The sequence below is a fragment of the Bacillus cereus group sp. BceL220 genome (assembly GCF_051776965.1).
GTDB classification, from domain to species: domain Bacteria; phylum Bacillota; class Bacilli; order Bacillales; family Bacillaceae_G; genus Bacillus_A; species Bacillus_A cereus.
On record NZ_JBPWBC010000002.1, the window covers coordinates 12,786 to 29,203 of the forward strand.

Below are 16,418 nucleotides of genomic sequence, written 5' to 3' on the forward strand. Positions count from 1 at the left end.
CCGTTCTTTTTATTTGGAACCAAGTTAAATATGCTATTCTTGAAAAAAGGGAGTTACATAGAGAAATGGAGCGATTAAAATGAGCAAAGTAGGGGTATGTAAGGTTGATATTACGCCGCCTGTAGGTATTGATTTTGTCGGATATCATAGAGAGACAGGAATAAATAATATTGAAGAGCGTATTTATGGGACAGTTTTTGTATTTGAAAAAGATGAACTGAAAACTGTGTTTATAAGTATTGATAATATTGGGATGTTAGTAGAAGATACGAATATGATTCGTGAGCGAGTAGCAAGTAGGCTTCATGTGCCATTTGAGCGAATAACTGTTGTTTATACACATACACACTCTGGGCCGGAAACAGTCGGTGATCATCCTTTAGTAAAGTCGTATAAAACGATTTTAGTAAATAATGTAGTGCATGGTGCTGTTACTGCTAATAAAAACTTGAAGCGATGTGAAGTTGGCTGGAGTGTTACGACAGGTGATATTGGGGTTAATCGAAGAGAGAGAACATCTGATGGAAAAGCGAAGATGGGAACAAATATAGATGGTGTTGTAGATAAACGAATTGGTATGTTAGCAATAAGAGATGCTGAAACGAAGGAGTTATCTGGGGTTTTAGTATTTTGTACTGCGCATCCGAATGTTTTAAAAGGTGATAGTGATGAATTATCAGCGGATTATCCTGGAATGACGAGAGAGATTCTAGAGCAGATAGTGAACGGCCCTGTTATTATCGTTCAAGGTGCCGCTGGAAATGTGAATGCGAAATATCGCGGTTCAAGGGAAGCGTTAAAACAAATGGCTTACATACTTAGTGGACATGTATTAACGATGTTACCAACAGTTACATATAGTCCAATTGTAAAACTAAGGACAGTTTCGAGTATGATGCAAATGAAGTTGAAGGATATTCCTGAATTTGATGAGATACGAAGCATGGCTCGATTAGCCGAGAAGCAGTGGGGCGTGAATACGGACGAATGGCTTACTATCGTATTAGAGAAATATAGGCAAGGTATTCGGCGGTTAAGTATTGATTTAGAAGTGCAATTGTTTCAAGTTAATGATGGTATGTTTTCAGGTTTACCGATGGAACCTTTTTCGGAAACGGCATTAGAAGTGAAAGAGAATCTTCAAAATGAATTAGCTTTCTTTGGTGGATATACGAATGGATATATTGGTTATTTACCAACGAAGGAAGAATTCTCATATGGTGGGTATGAAGTGGAATTAAGCCCTGTTGTGTATGGACCGGTTACGAATTTATTGATGCCACCGGAGGAGAATACTGCGGAGTTGGTTGTGAAGAGAGTTATGGAATTATATAACGTGTAAAAAATATAGTCAGTAGAATAAAATTTAAAGAAATTCATGATTTTTAATACACCTATAGAAAAACGAATCCATTTTGAAAAATATGAATCAAAGTGGATTCGTTTTTTGTTTACCAGACAGGTCGTATATTTGATGATAATTTCTCTGTATTTTCTTTAGTAACGAATGTTGTTAAATCCTCTTTCAGCATTTGCATTCGTTCTGCACCTATGTTTTCAATCCATCGCTGTTCTATTTCAGCTACTATTTCTTCTTTAGCTTTCATTACTGACAAACCACGTTCGGTTAAAACGATGATTTTACCTCTTTTATCAGTAGGATGTGTTTTGCGTGTAACGTAGCCATTACTCTCAAGAGAATCCACCATTTTACTTACAGCTTGTTTGGAAATCCCTAAATACTCAGCTAGCTCTATACCAGTTGCCCCATTAGGGAGGATGCGTTTGAACATAAAACCATGTGCTGGCCTAATATCTTCAAATCCTAATTCACTTAATTTGTCATGTAGCTCAGTGATTAATGTGCTAAATGATAATGATAAAAGCGATGTAAGATCTAACTCGTTAAATGTTTGATCCATGTATATAACCTCCGCACTTGTAGTCAATAAAGTTGACTATATGTAATACTTATTGTACTATACATAATATAGTCAATCAAATTGACTATATTATGTTGGTAGAACAAATAATGATTTATATAATATAGAATCAATGGAGGTTTCACATGGTTAATATCGTGAAAATTAGAGGGAGTGTATTTGCACCGTATGCATCGCTGGAACCTATTAAGGACCCTGCAACAGGAAGAGTGTTTGAATATGCTGGAGATGCACGTGAGTTTACACCACAAGCTGTGAACACAAAGCGTTCAAGGTTAGAACAAGAAGTGAATATTGATTTTTATAAAAGAGAAATTTTCACATATGCAGATGCTTGTATCGTCACCGTGAAGATTACAAATCCAGATGGCTCAATTGAGTATCAAAAGGGAGAAACAAGTACAGAAAACATTGTATGTACAAATATTGTATGGAGTGAAGATGAAGTTTCATTTGAAATGAGAGCAAGTGCAAGTAATCCTTTAAACGCAGCAGCACCTGCAGCTGATTATTTTTTGACTATACGAGCTAATGAAAGTGGTACTGTGAATATTGAAGGTGTACATGATGGTTTCCCTTGCTATGAATTTTATAAACAAGTAGATTTTGGTTCGTTTGAATTGATATACAAACATGATTTCAGAAAAACGGATGATACCCCAGCAGCACTAGCTGGAGAGATGGAATATAGCTTTAAAACGATAAGCTAGCTGTAAATATAGCGCTATTTTTCAGAAGGAAGTAGCAAGCGTAAAAGAGAAAGCTATTTATTATGATAGCGAGATTGTGGGCTGTTTTACTCAAGATTATGCCGTATCTAAAATAAAATTATAGAGGTGTTTCTTATGACTAATATCGTGAAAATTAGAGCCAGTGTATTTATTCCAATGTCTTGGACTGAGGCTAAGAAGGATATGGAAACAGGAAAAGTAATTCAATTCGAAGGTGATTCACGTGAATTCACACCGTATGCGGTAAATGCGATGCGCTCTAGAGTTGAGCAAGAGGTAGTAGTGGATTTTTATAAAGAAGAAGTGTTTTCATATGCGAACACGGGTATTACGACAGAGAAGGTTACGAATCCAGATGGTTCTGTGAATAAAAGAACAGGAAAAGCGAGTACTGAAAATATTGTGTGCACGAATATCGTATGGAATCCTGGTGGTGTGCAATTTAAAATGAGTGCGAGTGCAAGTAATCCATTAAATATATATGCACCTCCTGTAGATTATTTATTACATGTATGTGTGAAAAAGGATGGTAGTATTGATATTCAAGGAGAGCATGATGGATTCCCTTGTTTTGAATTTTATAAGCAAGTAGATTTCGATTCATTTGAAAAAATATATACACATGATTTTAGAGAAACTGGTGATACAGCTGCAGCACTAGGCGGGAACATGGAGTATAGTTTTACAAAGAGATTATAGGAAGTATGAAAATGGAACGATGGATTGCTTCATTCGTAAAGAACTTGGAGATATCTAAGTTCTTTTTTATTTGTTTCAAATTTGTGAAAGAAAGACATATTGATTGAAATTAAATTTTTTATACTCTATCATATACCCATACGGGTATATGTTTTTGTGGTACATGAGAAAATTAAATAATATGGAGGTTTAAAATATGTCCAGAAAAATAGTTGTAGTAGGCGGAGTTGCCGGCGGGGCATCAGTAGCTGCAAGGCTTCGTCGTTTAAGTGAGGAAGATGAAATTATTATGGTTGAACGCGGTGAATACATTTCATTTGCAAACTGTGGATTGCCATATTATATTGGCGGTGTCATTACAGAAAGACAAAAATTATTAGTACAAACTGTTGAAAGGATGTCAAAGCGTTTTAATTTAGATATACGTGTATTGAGTGAAGTGGTAAAGATTAATAAAGAAGAGAAAACAATTACTATAAAGAATGTAACTACAGGTAAAACATATAACGAGGAATATGATGTTTTAATTCTTTCACCAGGGGCAAAACCAATTGTTCCACCTATTCCAGGTATTGAAGAAGCGAAGGCGTTGTTTACGTTACGAAATGTACCTGATACAGATCGTATAAAAGCGTATATTGATGAGAAGAAACCACGCCATGCGACGGTTGTTGGTGGTGGATTTATTGGAGTGGAAATGGTTGAGAATTTAAGAGAACGTGAGATTGAAGTTACTCTTGTAGAGATGGCGAATCAAGTGATGCCACCAATCGATTATGGAATGGCAGTATATGTACATGAGCATATGAAGGTGCACAATGTTGAGCTTGTTTTTGAAGATGGTGTAGATGCATTAGAAGAGAGCGGGACTGTTTTACGTTTAAAAAATGGTTCAATTATAGAGACAGATATGATTATTTTAGCAATTGGTGTACAACCAGAGAGTAGTTTAGCGAAAGATGCAGGATTAGCATTAGGAGTTAGAGGAACGATAAAGGTAAATGAGAAATTTCAAACATCTGACCCATATGTATATGCAATTGGTGATGCGATTGAAGTGAAAGATTTTGTTACAGAAACAGAAACGATGATTCCTTTAGCGTGGCCAGCTAATCGTCAAGGTCGCATGTTAGCAGATATTATTCATGGTCATACGGAGTCTTTATATAAAGGTACGATGGGAACTTCTGTGGCTAAAGTTTTTGATTTAACAGTTGCTTCGACTGGAGTAAATGAGAAAATATTAAAACGATTAAATATACCCTATGAGGTAGTACATGTACAGGCAAATTCTCATGCGGGATACTATCCGAATGCTACGCCAGTGCTAATAAAATTAATCTTTAATAAAGAAAGCGGAAAAATTTACGGAGCACAGGCTTTAGGGCGTGATGGAGTAGAGAAGCGTATCGATGTTATTGCAACGGCAATGAAGGCAAATTTAACTGTAATCGATTTACCAGATTTAGAATTATCATATGCCCCGCCGTATTCTTCTGCAAAAGATCCAGTAAACATGGTGGGATATGCTGCAAGTAATATAGTAGATGGTTTTGTGGACACAGTGCAATGGCATGAAATAGATCACATTGTTGAAAATGGTGGGTACCTTATTGATGTTCGAGAACCTAATGAACTAAAACAGGGAATGATTAAAGGCTCTATTAATATTCCGTTAGATGAATTACGTGATCGATTGGATGAAGTACCAATGGACAAAGAAATTTATATCACTTGCCAACTTGGTATGAGAGGGTATGTTGCAGCGCGTATGTTAATGGAAAAGGGATATAAGGTAAAGAATGTAGATGGTGGTTTTAAGTTGTATGGCACAGTATTGCCAGAACGTGTTGTATATTGATATTTTTCATCTTCTACTTCAAGATTTAGTGGAAGATGAAAATCTATAGATTAAGGTTTTATTTTTTGGTTTGCGAACATATAAGACAAAAATTAAAAATAGGGGTTTACAAAATACCCTATAGGGTATAATATATTGTCATAGGTTATAAATGGTGACATAATGGTAATGAGGTGATTATAGAATGGAATATAATCAAGATATGAAAAATAGATTGAAACGTATTGAAGGTCAAGTTCGTGGTGTGCTTCGTATGATGGAAGAAGGAAAAGATTGCCGAGAAGTTATTACACAGTTAACGGCATCTCGTTCTGCCCTTGATCGTACAATTGGGCTCGTTGTTGGAAAGAATTTAGAGCAATGTTTGCGTGAACAGTTTGAAAGTGGTAATGGTTCAAATGAAGAGTTAATTAAAGAAGCTGTTCAATTACTTGTAAAAAGCCGATAATCTGTCAAACATAATTGTTGACAGATTTTCAAAAACGTTTTAATATACCCCTGCAGGTATATGTATATGGATTGTGGAGGAATCGATTATGAGTATAAAAGTGGATATGAGTTTAGATTGTAAAGGTTTGGCTTGTCCGATGCCTATTGTGAAAACGAAGAAGGCGATAGAAGGATTGGCACCAGGGCAAGTGATTGAAGTTAAGGCAACAGATAAAGGATCTACGGTAGATATAAAAAGTTGGGCGAGTAAAGTAGGACATCAATATATCGGGACGAAACAAGAGGGGGATGTATTGGTGCATTATGTTAGGAAAGCAAACGAGCATGAAGTGAATGAAGTTGTGAAATATCCTCATACAATTACGAATGCAGAATTACAGTCTATATTGTCTCATGGAGAAGAGAGCATTGTATTAGATGTTCGCGAAGCAGCGGAATTTGCTTTTGGCCATATTCCATCCGCCATTTCGGTACCATTAGGTGAATTAGACAGCGCAGTGTTAGATGAGACGAAGCAAATTTATGTTATTTGCCGAACTGGTAATCGCAGTGATATAGCTTGCCAAATGTTGAATGAGAAAGGTTATTTAAATGTGAAAAATGTCATTCCAGGTATGGTAGAGTGGCAAGGGAATATAGAGAAGTAAATTTTTTTGAACGAAAATATACCTATGGGGGTAATTAAATGAATGTTAAACCGTTACAAGCAAAAGATGTGGCAGAGAAAGTTTTATTCGGAGAGTTATTTATTTTAGATGTTCGCAATGAGACGGATTATGAAGATTGGAAAATTGAAGGGAAACAAGTTTCTTCTATTAATAGACCTTACTTTGATTTGTTAGATGGTGTAGATCATATTGTAAGTGAATTACCTAAAGATAAAGATGTTTTAGTAGTATGTGCAAAAGAAGGGTCTTCTATATTTGTAGCAGAGCAATTAACAGAGGCGGGATTACAAAATATTTATTATTTAGCTGGTGGTATGAAAGCTTGGAGTGAATATGTGAAGCCGTTAAAAGTAGGGGATGTACAGGGCGGAGGAAGTATATATCAATTTAATCGTCTTGGAAAAGGCTGTTTATCTTATATGGTTGTTTCTAACGGTGAAGCAGCAGTTATTGATGCAGTAAGAACGGTTGAAGCATATGAGGAGTTTGCGAAAGAGCATGGCGTTACGATTACGAATGTAATGGATACACATTTACATGCAGACCATATTTCCGGAGGACGTAAGTTAGCTGAAAAGGTAGGTGGTACGTATTGGTTACCGCCAAAAGATGCCGAGGAAGTCGTTTTCTCATATGAACCACTTGTAGAAGGATCTGTTATTACGGTGGGGGGTACAAAAATTGAAATTGACGCGTTATACTCACCAGGGCATACGATTGGAAGTACGTCATTCATTGTAGATGATTCTTATTTATTATCAGGTGATATTTTATTTGTAGATTCAATTGGGCGTCCTGACCTTGCTGGTAAGGCTGAAGATTGGGTGAGTGATTTACGAAATACGTTATATACGCTGTATAAGGAACTGTCTCAAGATTTAATTGTTTTACCAGCTCATTATTCAAAAATAAGTGAAATGGATGGAAGAGGCATTGTGAGTGCGAGCTTACAAGAGCTATTTAAAGAGAATGTAGGGTTAAATATTGTTGATGAAATAGAGTTTCGTAAAACTGTGACAGAGAACTTACCGCCACAACCAAATGCATATGAAGAAATTCGTCAAACGAATATGGGGAAAATTCATCCGAGTGTGGAAGAAGAGCGTGAAATGGAGATTGGCCCAAATCGTTGTGCAGTGCATGAGTCATTATAAAAATAACAAATTGGAGGAATTGATGATGAATATAAAACAAGTATTAGATGCGAAAGGTTTAGCATGTCCAATGCCGATTGTAAGAACAAAGAGAGCAATGGATACTCTACAAACTGGAGAAGTGTTAGAAATACACGTAACGGATAAAGGGTCAGTTAAGGATATTCCAGCGTGGGCAAATAAAAGTGGTCATGACATCGTAAAGCATGTAGAAGAAGCTGATGTGCTGAAGTTTTGGATTAAGAAGGCGTAGGAAAAAAATATTGTTATAAATGCAGAGAGGTTGGTTATATGAACACAATATTAAGTACGCTTTTCATTGTACTTGCTGCATGGTTTGTTATTTCACGATTTTTACCAGTGAAAGGTGTGCAAAATATCAGTGGAAAAGAATTAAAGAATATAGTGGAAAAAAAGGGGAAACAACGTATCGATGTTCGTACAGTAGGTGAATATAGAGGAAATCATATGAAAGGATTTCAGAATATCCCGTTAAATGAGTTAGCTAGTAGAGCAAGTCAGTTAGATAAAAATAAGGAAGTAATCGTTATTTGCCAAAGTGGAATGAGAAGTAAGCAAGCTGCAAAGATGTTGAAAAAACTAGGGTTTCAGCAAGTAATAAACGTTTCGGGTGGTATGAATGCTTTGTGAGGAGGGACTTTAAAATGAAAGAAATGACAGCAAAAGAATTAGAAGAAAAATTGTTACGTAAAGAAGCAGTAAATATCGTAGATGTCCGTGAAGTAGAAGAAGTAGCAGAAGGGAGAATTCCAGAAGCATGTAATATTCCGCTAAGGCTATTAGAGTTTCGAATGCATGAGTTGGATAAAAAGAAAGAGTATATTATCGTTTGTCGCTCTGGCGGAAGAAGTGGAAGAGCAGTTCAGTTTCTAGAGAGCTACGGTTTTCAAGCAATCAATATGGTAGGTGGTATGTTAGCGTGGGAAGGTAAAGTCATATAGTGAAGTAAGTGATTTGGGCCTTTTTATAAATAAATAAATACCCCTATAGGTAATTGGAGGGAGAACAATATGGAACAACAGAAGAAAACAACAATCGTTTTATTTAGCGGGGATTACGATAAAGCAATGGCTGCTTATATTATTGCAAATGGCGCAGCGGCGTATGATCAAGAGGTAACTATTTTTCATACTTTCTGGGGATTAAATGCTTTAAGGAAAGATGAACATGTGAATGTAAAGAAAACATTTATAGAAAAAGTATTTGGAAAAATGATGCCACGCGGTGCTGATAAGATGGGATTATCCAAAATGAATTTTGCTGGCATGGGGCCGAAGATGATTAAAGGCATTATGAAAAAACATAACGCAATGCCTTTGCCAGATTTAATTGATTTGGCGAAAGAACAAGGAATTAAACTTGTAGCTTGTCAAATGACAGTAGATTTATTAGGGTTAAAAGAGGAAGAGATTATGGAAGGGGTAGAGTTTGCAGGTGTAGGGGCATATTTAGCAGATGCTTCGGATGGGAATGTAAACTTATTCATTTAAATCACCTTCTTTTTAGAAGGCGGGGGATGTAAGATGAGCTTAGTCGTATTACTTTTTATAATTGGGTTTATAGGATCGTTTATATCAGGAATGGTTGGGATTGGTGGCGCGATTATTAATTATCCGATGATCTTATACATTCCAGTATTGCTAGGATTTACTGGCTATACGTCACATGAAGTGAGCGGTATTACAGCGGTACAAGTATTCTTTGCAACTTTTGCAGGCGCGTGGGCATACCGGAAAAGTAATGACATGAATAAAACGTTAGTTATGTATATGGGAGCTAGTATATTAATAGGAAGCTTCATAGGGAGTTTCGGTGCTAACATATTAGAGGAACATACAGTCAATGTTGTTTATGCAGCATTAGCTACAATTGCAGCTATTATGATGTTTGTACCGAAACAAAATAATAGTGGAGATGTGAAGTATAATAAATGGTTAGCAAGCTTGTTAGCGTTCGTTGTAGGGGGAGCTTCAGGCATTATAGGAGCTGGAGGTTCGTTCCTTTTAGTTCCCATTATGCTAGTTATTTTAAAATTACCACTGCGCATGACGATCGCGACATCTATCGCTATTACGTTTATTTCCTCAATAGGGATTACTACAGGAAAAGTGATTACTGGGCAAGTAGTTATCATTCCAGCTCTAATTATTGCGGTTGCCAGTATATTTGCTGCGCCACTTGGAGCACGAGTCGGGAAGAGGTTAAATCAAAAAGTACTGCAATATGTATTGTCCACTTTAATTGTAGGCACTGCTGTTAAAATGTGGATCGATATGATATCAAAATAAAAGGATGGTGCTGCTTACAGCCCATCCTTTTATTTATTGTCCGTAAACCTAACGGATTATAGTTTTACTTTATGCCCAAATAACTTTCATTAAGTTTTTATATTCGTCATTTGCTAATTTATATAGCATTCTCGTATGTTCAAAGACAAGTGCTGGATTAAAGTTTGGTTCTGAGAATGCAAGAGATGCTGAAATATCAATTGCATTTTGCTTGTTTAATGTGAATTTTGCAAAGCGATAAGATGTGTTTAATTCATTAATAACATGTAAAATATCATTTGTTGATGTTGCATCAGGCACGTGAGCAACATTGAAGCAGTATATATCCACCGTAGGATGTTCGTTTTGGAAAGCAGCGATAAGTTGAATTTTTGCGCCAGCTTCTGTCTCTAATCCTACTGAAAAATGAACAGAGCCATCATTTTCATCTATATTTTCTTCCATGTATATATCGTTGGATTTTAAGTAGTCTTTAAAATCTGAGATGTTATGTTTTACTGCAGCTTTCATATGTATGAGCCCCCTGATAATTGGAATAGATTGCTACTATTTATTATAATTTAAAAATATTAAAAAAGATAGTTAGAAAGTTCTGATTTTTGATTCTGAAGAAATAAAAAGAAGCAGTACTCTACCTCCATAGAGTACTGCTTCTTTACTATTCATTGTCGTTAGACGATGTTTCTGTATCTTCACTGCTATTTTTGTTCTTATTTTTCACTTCATTGTTACTTGATTCGCGTTCACTTGAATTTTCAGACTTAGATTCTTTTGTCTTTTTCGAATCAGAGTCTGAGTCAGACTTTGTATATGCAGGTAGCCCAAGATGAGTACGAAGTTCATTTGTAACATTAGCTAATTCTTTTTTATCTGGATTGTAGTAGTAAGTTCGACCACCACCAGCAGATTTGCTACATGTATCGTCACCTTTTGCCATATAGCAATCATCACCTTGGATTTGTAATTTCTCAATTTCCGAATCCGATCCATATTTATAGAATGAAAGCATATCATCAAATGTTAAGTTTGTAACGAATTGTCCGTTAATATCATCAATGATGTTGCCAACTTTTGTTACAGAACCAACACTTGTTAGTTTCTTTAAAATAGCCTCGATAACGAGTTGTTGACGTTGTCCACGCATTGCATCACTATCGATGTGTCTTGTTCTAGCAAGAGCAAGAGCTTCTTCGCCATTTAACTTTTGAACACCTTTTTCTAGGTGAATTGCCTCAGCATTATCATTGCTATCTTGCTCAGTAAATTCAACTGGTACATCAACTTCAACACCGCCCAAGTCATCGACGATTTTTATAAATGATTTAAAGTTGAATTTTACAAAATAATCGACAGGAACATTCATTAATTTTTCAACTGCATCAATGCTTGCTTGTGGTCCACCATTTTTTCCGTTTTTAGCAGAACCGAATGCATGAGCGTGTGTAATTTTATCTTTTTTCTTTTCTATTGGAATATAAGTATATGTGTCACGTGGGATACTTAATAGTTTAACAGTTTTGCTATCTTTATTAAATGTTGCAAGTAAAAGCGCGTCTGTTCTTATAGCTTCACCATATTCTTTTCCACGGACATCGCTTTCATCAACACCCATTATTAAAACAGAGACATTGTTTGTAATAGGTTTTACAGCCTTATCACGTAAATCAGATTTATCACCGCGTGCTAAATCGTGTGCGGCATTTCGAACAGCAGAAGATGCTTTATTTACTAAAAACCAAGTATAACCGCCGCCTATTAATAAAACGAATAGTATAGCGCTTATAATAATTTTTATTTTTTTCTTATTTTTTTTCGGTTTACTGCGTGTATTTTCTTGCAAAGATGGGTTTTGCTCCATTTCTTGTACTCCTTCATTTGGATTGAAATACGACACTCATATCCACTTATTATAATGAAATTTAGCGAAAAAAAACATTACAAATCATTTACATTTCGTAAAAATTCAATTTATTTATAAAAAGTCAGATTTTCTATATATTATTTTGTAGATGTAGAATAAGTATAAGGGCTATTAGTAGAAATGAAAATATATATTATGAGAAAGCGATAGGGAAGTAAGATTTGTTGAAATATAGCCAAGAAGAAATGAGTAAGCTTACTTATTTCTTCTATATAATAAAGAAGAATTTGACGGATAAAGGAGAGAGCATAATGAATCATACATCATTCCGAGCAATCGTTGTGAACGAAACGGAAAATCATCAGTTTGTAAGAAAAGTTGTTGAGAGAGAAGTAAGTAGTTTACCTGAGGGAGACGTACTCATACAAGTTCATTATTCTTCATTAAATTATAAAGATGCCCTTTCAGCTACTGGTAATAAAGGTGTTACGAGAACGTATCCTCATACGCCAGGAATTGATGCCGCAGGAGAAGTTGTGAGTAGTGAAGATAACTGCTTTAAGGTAGGAGATCAAGTTATTGTAACGGGATATGACTTAGGTATGAATACCTCTGGTGGTTTCGGAGAATATATTCGCGTGCCATCATCTTGGGTCGTGCCTTTACCAGAAGGAATGTCATTAAAGGAAAGTATGATGTATGGGACAGCAGGTTTTACTGCGGCTTTGTCGGTATATAAGCTTATTGGAGCAGGAATCAAGCCTAGTATGGGAGATATTTTAGTAACGGGTGCTACAGGCGGCGTAGGGAGTGTAGCTGTTAGTATATTAAGTAAGTTAGGGTTTAACGTAGTAGGAGCGACAGGGAAAATGGAAGAGGAAGAAATGCTACTACGTCTAGGAGCGAAAAAAGTGATTCATCGCGCGGAATTGAATGATGAATCAGGAAGACCGATGTTAAAAGGGATATACGCGGGAGTTATCGATACTGTAGGTGGACATATGTTAGAAACAGCTTTAAAAACAGTAAAGTATGGTGGTTGTGTAACGACATGCGGTAATGTGGCAGGCCAGGAACTACAAACCACGGTATATCCGTTTATTTTACGAGGTATAAGCCTTTTAGGGATAGATTCCGTGCAATGCCCAGTAGATGTGAGAAGAGATGTCTGGACGCTTTTAGCGAAAGAATGGGGAAATAAAGAATTACTATCTTATACAGAAGAATGTACATTAGAAGAATTAGAGAAGAAGTTTGCACTTATATTGCAAGGAAAGTTAAAAGGAAGAACAGTTGTTAAAATATAATGAAAAAAGAGACGCTTAAGTTAGCGTCTCTTTCTTATTATAATGATTGTTTTAAATTGATTTTTCCTTGTTCGCCTAAAACACCGTCAGCGATATTTACAGCGTGATCGCCAATGCGCTCTAAGTTACTTACCATATCGACGAAGATGATACTTGCATCACCTGAACAGCTGCGTTCGTTTAGACGTAATACGTGACGTTTACGAAGAACACGTTCCATTTGATCGATTTTGCGTTCTTTTGCAATAACAGTTTGAGCTAGTTCAGTATCGAAGTTTGTTAAAGCTTCAACTGCGTCTTGCAGTGTTGAAATCGTTAATTCTAGCATTTCGTTTAATTCAGCTAATGCTTCATCTGATAGTGAAACACGGTTTGAAATTTGGAAATCTACAAGTTCTACAAGGTTTTCTACATGATCACCGACACGTTCAATATCTCCAACAACACCTGCTAAAACAGAATGTTTTTCAGAATCCGTAGGTGAAAGTGGCTTTTCTGATAGTAAAACTAAATACTCGGTAATTTTTTTATCTAAATTGTTAATAGCTCCTTCTAATTGAGTAGCCATGTTTGCGTGTTTTTTGTCTTGTGTATTTAAAAATTGATTTGCTTCTTTTAATCCATGTAATGAGAACTCCGCCATACGGATAATCTCTTTTTGAGCTTCAGTTAAAGCGATGGCTGGAGATTGTTCAATAAAGATTGGATTTAAATGTTGCGGTTTGAAATTAATAGCAGAATCTTCGCCGCGAATAATTTTTGTTACAATCCATGCTAATACTGCAATGAATGGGAACTGAATGATTGTATTTGTTACGTTAAATGTTCCGTGTGCAAATGCAATGGTCATTTCTGGATTCAAGTTTAATGATGTTTGGAAATATTGAATTAAACTTGTAAATGGTACTAATAAAATTGTAAAGATAATGGTACCGATAATATTAAAGATAACGTGAACTAATGCTGCACGTCTTGCTGCAATTGAAGTACCGATTGCTGCTAATACTGCTGTAATTGTCGTACCGATGTTATCACCGAATAATACAGGAAGAGATGCTTGTAAATCGATTGCACCTTGACCGAATAGTTCTTGTAAAATACCGATTGTTGCACTTGAGCTCTGTACAATTAAAGTGAAGACTGTACCGACAACAATTCCTAAAATTGGATTATCACTCATGCTAATCATTAAATCTTGGAATGACTCTAAAGAACGAAGAGGTTTCATACCTGCGCTCATTAATTCTAAACCGAAGAATAGCATACCAAAACCGAATACAACTTGACCTACAGAATGTACTTTTTTATTTTTAAAGAAGAATAGTAAGATTGCTCCAACTGCCATAACTGGGAGAGCATATTCTCCGATTTTAATTCCGATAATAAATGCAGTAACTGTCGTACCGATGTTTGCACCCATAATAACACCGATTGCTTGTCTTAATGTCATAAATCCGGCACTTACAAGTCCGACTGTTAAAGCGGTTGTTCCTGAACTAGATTGGATTAATACAGTAACTAACATACCAGCTAGTACACCCATTAGTGGGTTTGTTGTAAAACGATCTAGAATATCGCGAAGACGATCTCCAGCTGCTTGTTGCAGTCCATCGCCCATGTATTTAATCCCGAATAAGAAAATACCTAATCCACCAATGAATTGGAAGATCATTTCTTGAACATTATATTCCACGCATTCCACTCCTTAAATTTCATGTACGCTGTAATTATTAACTGAACCTTGAGTCACTGTAAACGGTTTGCTAGTAAAATTTACACTAAATTTACAAAGAGATGAAAAGTTTACAATTCTTTAAAGAAACAGCTGTATTTTATTGGTTTTTGTATTTCGTAAATAGTGTTTTTGTAAATAAATCACACTTTTTAGAATAGTATTATTCAATTGTATATCAAGGGAATTGTCTACAAGTTCATTGTATATTTTTTGAGGAAAGTTAAAAAAATATGTAGGGAAATGCATGTAGTTTTATAACGTCAACATAAGGTTTAATATTTATTAAGTAGTCTTTTTTGCAAGAAAAAAAGCCGCTAAATTATCCAGCAGCTTTTTCTGTATTTTTATCTCCGTGCTTTTGTTTTCTTATACTTGTAATGTAAATGAAGAGAAAAGCAATAAGTAATAGCGAAGAATAACGATATACAGTTGCATAGTTTGTAAAATGAGCAATAAATCCAAATATAATAGCTCCAGCGCCGATTCCAAGGTCAAATGCGGAGAAGAATGTAGCCGTTGCTACGCCACGTCGATGCGGTGCTACGCGGTCAATCATCCATGCTTGTAGTGCGGGTTGGATCGCCCCAAAACCACTTCCGTAACATGCTGCAGCAATAATTAAGCTCGGAATTGTCGTCGTATACGACAATAAAATAATACCTGTAAACGTTATAATAACTCCCGGAATGATGACGAATGTATGACCTTTCGCATCATATAGCTTCCCAGAGAATGGACGAGTTACAGCGATTGCTAGTGCGTTACATAAAAAGAAGAGACTAATATCAGCTATGCCGACTTCTGTAGCAAATAGTGTGATAAAACTTCCGATTCCTCCGTACATTAATGTAATACATAATATTAATAATGAAGGAAGTAAAGCTTTACGCTCAATAAATCCATCGAGAAAAGTACTAGATGATTGTTGTGGAGGCTGTTTCGTTTTTTGGATTTGAAGTAGTTTCGTTAATATTAATGAAACAATTGTGCACGATAATGCACATAAAAAAAGAATTGTGAAGTTATATGTTTGCATAAGCCATAGTCCGATAAGTGGACCGAGGGCCATTGCAATTGTTCCAGAAAGGCCAAAATATCCCATGCCTTCTCCGCGGCGAGCTGAGGGAATTAAATCAGAAACGACAGTTCCATATGTAGTCGTTGTAATACCGAAACCAGCTCCGTGTAAAATACGAACAGCAAGCAAGAGAAAGATTGTTGAGGCGAAAAGGTAACTGCCCATAGCGAGTAAACAAATAGCAGTACCGATCATTAAAATGATTTTTTTATTGAATTTTTGCAAGGCATTCCCAGTTAGCGGTCTAACAAAAAGTGCCGCAACGGTAAACATGCCAACAACCAATCCGATATTGGAACTTGTGCCACCAATTTCTTTCACATAAACAGGTAAGGTTGGAATTAACATTTGAAACCCTAAAAACATACATAAGTTTGCAAAAATTAAAGCAACAAACTCTTTTGTCCATAACGGTTCTCGTTTTACGAGTATTGCTTCTCCCATATATTCATCCCCTATATAAAATTTTCTCTTTTCTTTCGAGTATATGTATTGGCCAATGAAACAGTCAAGGAAGGTGTCTTGAAAACGGATAACAATTTTTAAGATGAAAAACTGACAAATTTGTGTAAAAGCTACACAACTATGAAAAAAAGATGTAAAGTATAGATGTATAGACTTG

The 16,418-nt window shown here is 35.9% G+C and carries 18 protein-coding genes; 13 read left to right on the forward strand and 5 right to left on the reverse strand.

The window, feature by feature from the left end:
- Positions 1–79 precede the first annotated feature (79 nt).
- On the forward strand, positions 80–1,342 hold the full coding sequence (locus tag ACS2FK_RS04930) for a neutral/alkaline non-lysosomal ceramidase N-terminal domain-containing protein (protein WP_063546500.1): 1,263 nt from the start codon (positions 80–82) through the stop codon (positions 1,340–1,342).
- 109 nt (positions 1,343–1,451) lie between these two features.
- Here the strand turns inward: ACS2FK_RS04930 and ACS2FK_RS04935 are convergent, their stop codons facing one another.
- Positions 1,452–1,922: a MarR family winged helix-turn-helix transcriptional regulator gene (locus ACS2FK_RS04935; RefSeq protein WP_063535698.1), complete on the reverse strand. Its 471-nt coding sequence runs from the start codon at positions 1,920–1,922 to the stop codon at positions 1,452–1,454.
- Between the two features lie 146 nt (positions 1,923–2,068).
- Here ACS2FK_RS04935 and ACS2FK_RS04940 point away from each other — a divergent pair, with 146 nt between their 5' ends.
- The 11 genes from ACS2FK_RS04940 to ACS2FK_RS04990 all read left to right on the forward strand — a co-directional run bounded on the left by ACS2FK_RS04940 (position 2,069) and on the right by ACS2FK_RS04990 (position 9,815).
- Positions 2,069–2,653 carry a DUF3238 domain-containing protein gene (locus ACS2FK_RS04940; protein ID WP_063546502.1) on the forward strand — a complete coding sequence of 195 codons (585 nt, stop codon included), beginning with the start codon at positions 2,069–2,071 and terminating at the stop codon, positions 2,651–2,653.
- A gap of 135 nt (positions 2,654–2,788) precedes the next feature.
- Entirely contained in the window at positions 2,789–3,373 is a 585-nt protein-coding gene (locus ACS2FK_RS04945) for a DUF3238 domain-containing protein (protein ID WP_000182102.1), read from the forward strand.
- Positions 3,374–3,569: 196 nt separating this feature from the next.
- Entirely contained in the window at positions 3,570–5,234 is a 1,665-nt protein-coding gene (gene cdr, locus ACS2FK_RS04950; RefSeq protein ID WP_063546504.1) for a CoA-disulfide reductase, read from the forward strand.
- Between the two features lie 184 nt (positions 5,235–5,418).
- Positions 5,419–5,682: a metal-sensitive transcriptional regulator gene (locus ACS2FK_RS04955; RefSeq protein ID WP_063546506.1), complete on the forward strand. Its 264-nt coding sequence runs from the start codon at positions 5,419–5,421 to the stop codon at positions 5,680–5,682.
- A gap of 88 nt (positions 5,683–5,770) precedes the next feature.
- Positions 5,771–6,331, forward strand: a complete 561-nt coding sequence (locus ACS2FK_RS04960; protein ID WP_000023953.1) for a sulfurtransferase TusA family protein — start codon at positions 5,771–5,773, stop codon at positions 6,329–6,331.
- A 38-nt stretch (positions 6,332–6,369) separates the two neighbouring features.
- Positions 6,370–7,506 (forward strand): MBL fold metallo-hydrolase, encoded by a 1,137-nt coding sequence (locus ACS2FK_RS04965; protein WP_063546508.1) that lies wholly within the window; start codon positions 6,370–6,372, stop codon positions 7,504–7,506.
- A gap of 22 nt (positions 7,507–7,528) precedes the next feature.
- The gene (locus ACS2FK_RS04970; RefSeq protein ID WP_014481958.1) at positions 7,529–7,759 is read left to right on the forward strand and encodes a sulfurtransferase TusA family protein; all 231 of its coding nucleotides are present in this window, start codon (positions 7,529–7,531) and stop codon (positions 7,757–7,759) included.
- 38 nt (positions 7,760–7,797) lie between these two features.
- The gene (locus tag ACS2FK_RS04975; protein WP_063546510.1) at positions 7,798–8,157 is read left to right on the forward strand and encodes a rhodanese-like domain-containing protein; all 360 of its coding nucleotides are present in this window, start codon (positions 7,798–7,800) and stop codon (positions 8,155–8,157) included.
- 14 nt (positions 8,158–8,171) lie between these two features.
- Positions 8,172–8,468, forward strand: a complete 297-nt coding sequence (locus tag ACS2FK_RS04980) for a rhodanese-like domain-containing protein (protein ID WP_000661802.1) — start codon at positions 8,172–8,174, stop codon at positions 8,466–8,468.
- 69 nt (positions 8,469–8,537) lie between these two features.
- On the forward strand, positions 8,538–9,017 hold the full coding sequence (locus ACS2FK_RS04985) for a DsrE/DsrF/DrsH-like family protein (protein ID WP_000437741.1): 480 nt from the start codon (positions 8,538–8,540) through the stop codon (positions 9,015–9,017).
- A 33-nt stretch (positions 9,018–9,050) separates the two neighbouring features.
- Positions 9,051–9,815, forward strand: a complete 765-nt coding sequence (locus ACS2FK_RS04990) for a sulfite exporter TauE/SafE family protein (protein ID WP_000060742.1) — start codon at positions 9,051–9,053, stop codon at positions 9,813–9,815.
- Positions 9,816–9,884: 69 nt separating this feature from the next.
- Here ACS2FK_RS04990 and ACS2FK_RS04995 read toward each other — a convergent pair whose 3' ends face one another.
- Both ACS2FK_RS04995 and ACS2FK_RS05000 read right to left on the reverse strand, forming a co-directional pair.
- Positions 9,885–10,325, reverse strand: a complete 441-nt coding sequence (locus tag ACS2FK_RS04995; protein WP_000642361.1) for a hypothetical protein — start codon at positions 10,323–10,325, stop codon at positions 9,885–9,887.
- A gap of 148 nt (positions 10,326–10,473) precedes the next feature.
- A complete protein-coding gene (locus tag ACS2FK_RS05000; protein WP_000437406.1) occupies positions 10,474–11,673 on the reverse strand; it encodes an LCP family protein in 1,200 nt (399 codons plus the stop codon).
- Between the two features lie 314 nt (positions 11,674–11,987).
- On the opposite strand from ACS2FK_RS05000, the gene ACS2FK_RS05005 reads away from it, so the two are divergent.
- Positions 11,988–12,983 carry a YhdH/YhfP family quinone oxidoreductase gene (locus tag ACS2FK_RS05005; protein WP_063546512.1) on the forward strand — a complete coding sequence of 332 codons (996 nt, stop codon included), beginning with the start codon at positions 11,988–11,990 and terminating at the stop codon, positions 12,981–12,983.
- Between the two features lie 37 nt (positions 12,984–13,020).
- Here ACS2FK_RS05005 and ACS2FK_RS05010 read toward each other — a convergent pair whose 3' ends face one another.
- Positions 13,021–14,676: a Na/Pi cotransporter family protein gene (locus ACS2FK_RS05010; protein ID WP_023521221.1), complete on the reverse strand. Its 1,656-nt coding sequence runs from the start codon at positions 14,674–14,676 to the stop codon at positions 13,021–13,023.
- Between the two features lie 361 nt (positions 14,677–15,037).
- Positions 15,038–16,240, reverse strand: a complete 1,203-nt coding sequence (locus ACS2FK_RS05015) for an MFS transporter (protein WP_000503254.1) — start codon at positions 16,238–16,240, stop codon at positions 15,038–15,040.
- Between the last annotated feature and the right edge of the window lie 178 nt (positions 16,241–16,418).

Coding starts and splice junctions, on each gene's coding strand:
- ACS2FK_RS04945 (WP_000182102.1), top strand. CDS start 2,789: ATGACTAATATCGTGAAAATTAGAGCCAGTGTATTTATTCCAATGTCT.
- ACS2FK_RS04985 (WP_000437741.1), top strand. CDS start 8,538: ATGGAACAACAGAAGAAAACAACAATCGTTTTATTTAGCGGGGATTAC.
- ACS2FK_RS04930 (WP_063546500.1), top strand. CDS start 80: ATGAGCAAAGTAGGGGTATGTAAGGTTGATATTACGCCGCCTGTAGGT.
- ACS2FK_RS05015 (WP_000503254.1), bottom strand. CDS start 16,240: ATGGGAGAAGCAATACTCGTAAAACGAGAACCGTTATGGACAAAAGAG.
- ACS2FK_RS05000 (WP_000437406.1), bottom strand. CDS start 11,673: ATGGAGCAAAACCCATCTTTGCAAGAAAATACACGCAGTAAACCGAAA.
- ACS2FK_RS04995 (WP_000642361.1), bottom strand. CDS start 10,325: ATGAAAGCTGCAGTAAAACATAACATCTCAGATTTTAAAGACTACTTA.
- ACS2FK_RS04935 (WP_063535698.1), bottom strand. CDS start 1,922: ATGGATCAAACATTTAACGAGTTAGATCTTACATCGCTTTTATCATTA.
- ACS2FK_RS04990 (WP_000060742.1), top strand. CDS start 9,051: ATGAGCTTAGTCGTATTACTTTTTATAATTGGGTTTATAGGATCGTTT.
- ACS2FK_RS05005 (WP_063546512.1), top strand. CDS start 11,988: ATGAATCATACATCATTCCGAGCAATCGTTGTGAACGAAACGGAAAAT.
- ACS2FK_RS04970 (WP_014481958.1), top strand. CDS start 7,529: ATGATGAATATAAAACAAGTATTAGATGCGAAAGGTTTAGCATGTCCA.
- cdr (WP_063546504.1), top strand. CDS start 3,570: ATGTCCAGAAAAATAGTTGTAGTAGGCGGAGTTGCCGGCGGGGCATCA.
- ACS2FK_RS04960 (WP_000023953.1), top strand. CDS start 5,771: ATGAGTATAAAAGTGGATATGAGTTTAGATTGTAAAGGTTTGGCTTGT.
- ACS2FK_RS04980 (WP_000661802.1), top strand. CDS start 8,172: ATGAAAGAAATGACAGCAAAAGAATTAGAAGAAAAATTGTTACGTAAA.
- ACS2FK_RS04940 (WP_063546502.1), top strand. CDS start 2,069: ATGGTTAATATCGTGAAAATTAGAGGGAGTGTATTTGCACCGTATGCA.
- ACS2FK_RS04965 (WP_063546508.1), top strand. CDS start 6,370: ATGAATGTTAAACCGTTACAAGCAAAAGATGTGGCAGAGAAAGTTTTA.
- ACS2FK_RS04975 (WP_063546510.1), top strand. CDS start 7,798: ATGAACACAATATTAAGTACGCTTTTCATTGTACTTGCTGCATGGTTT.
- ACS2FK_RS04955 (WP_063546506.1), top strand. CDS start 5,419: ATGGAATATAATCAAGATATGAAAAATAGATTGAAACGTATTGAAGGT.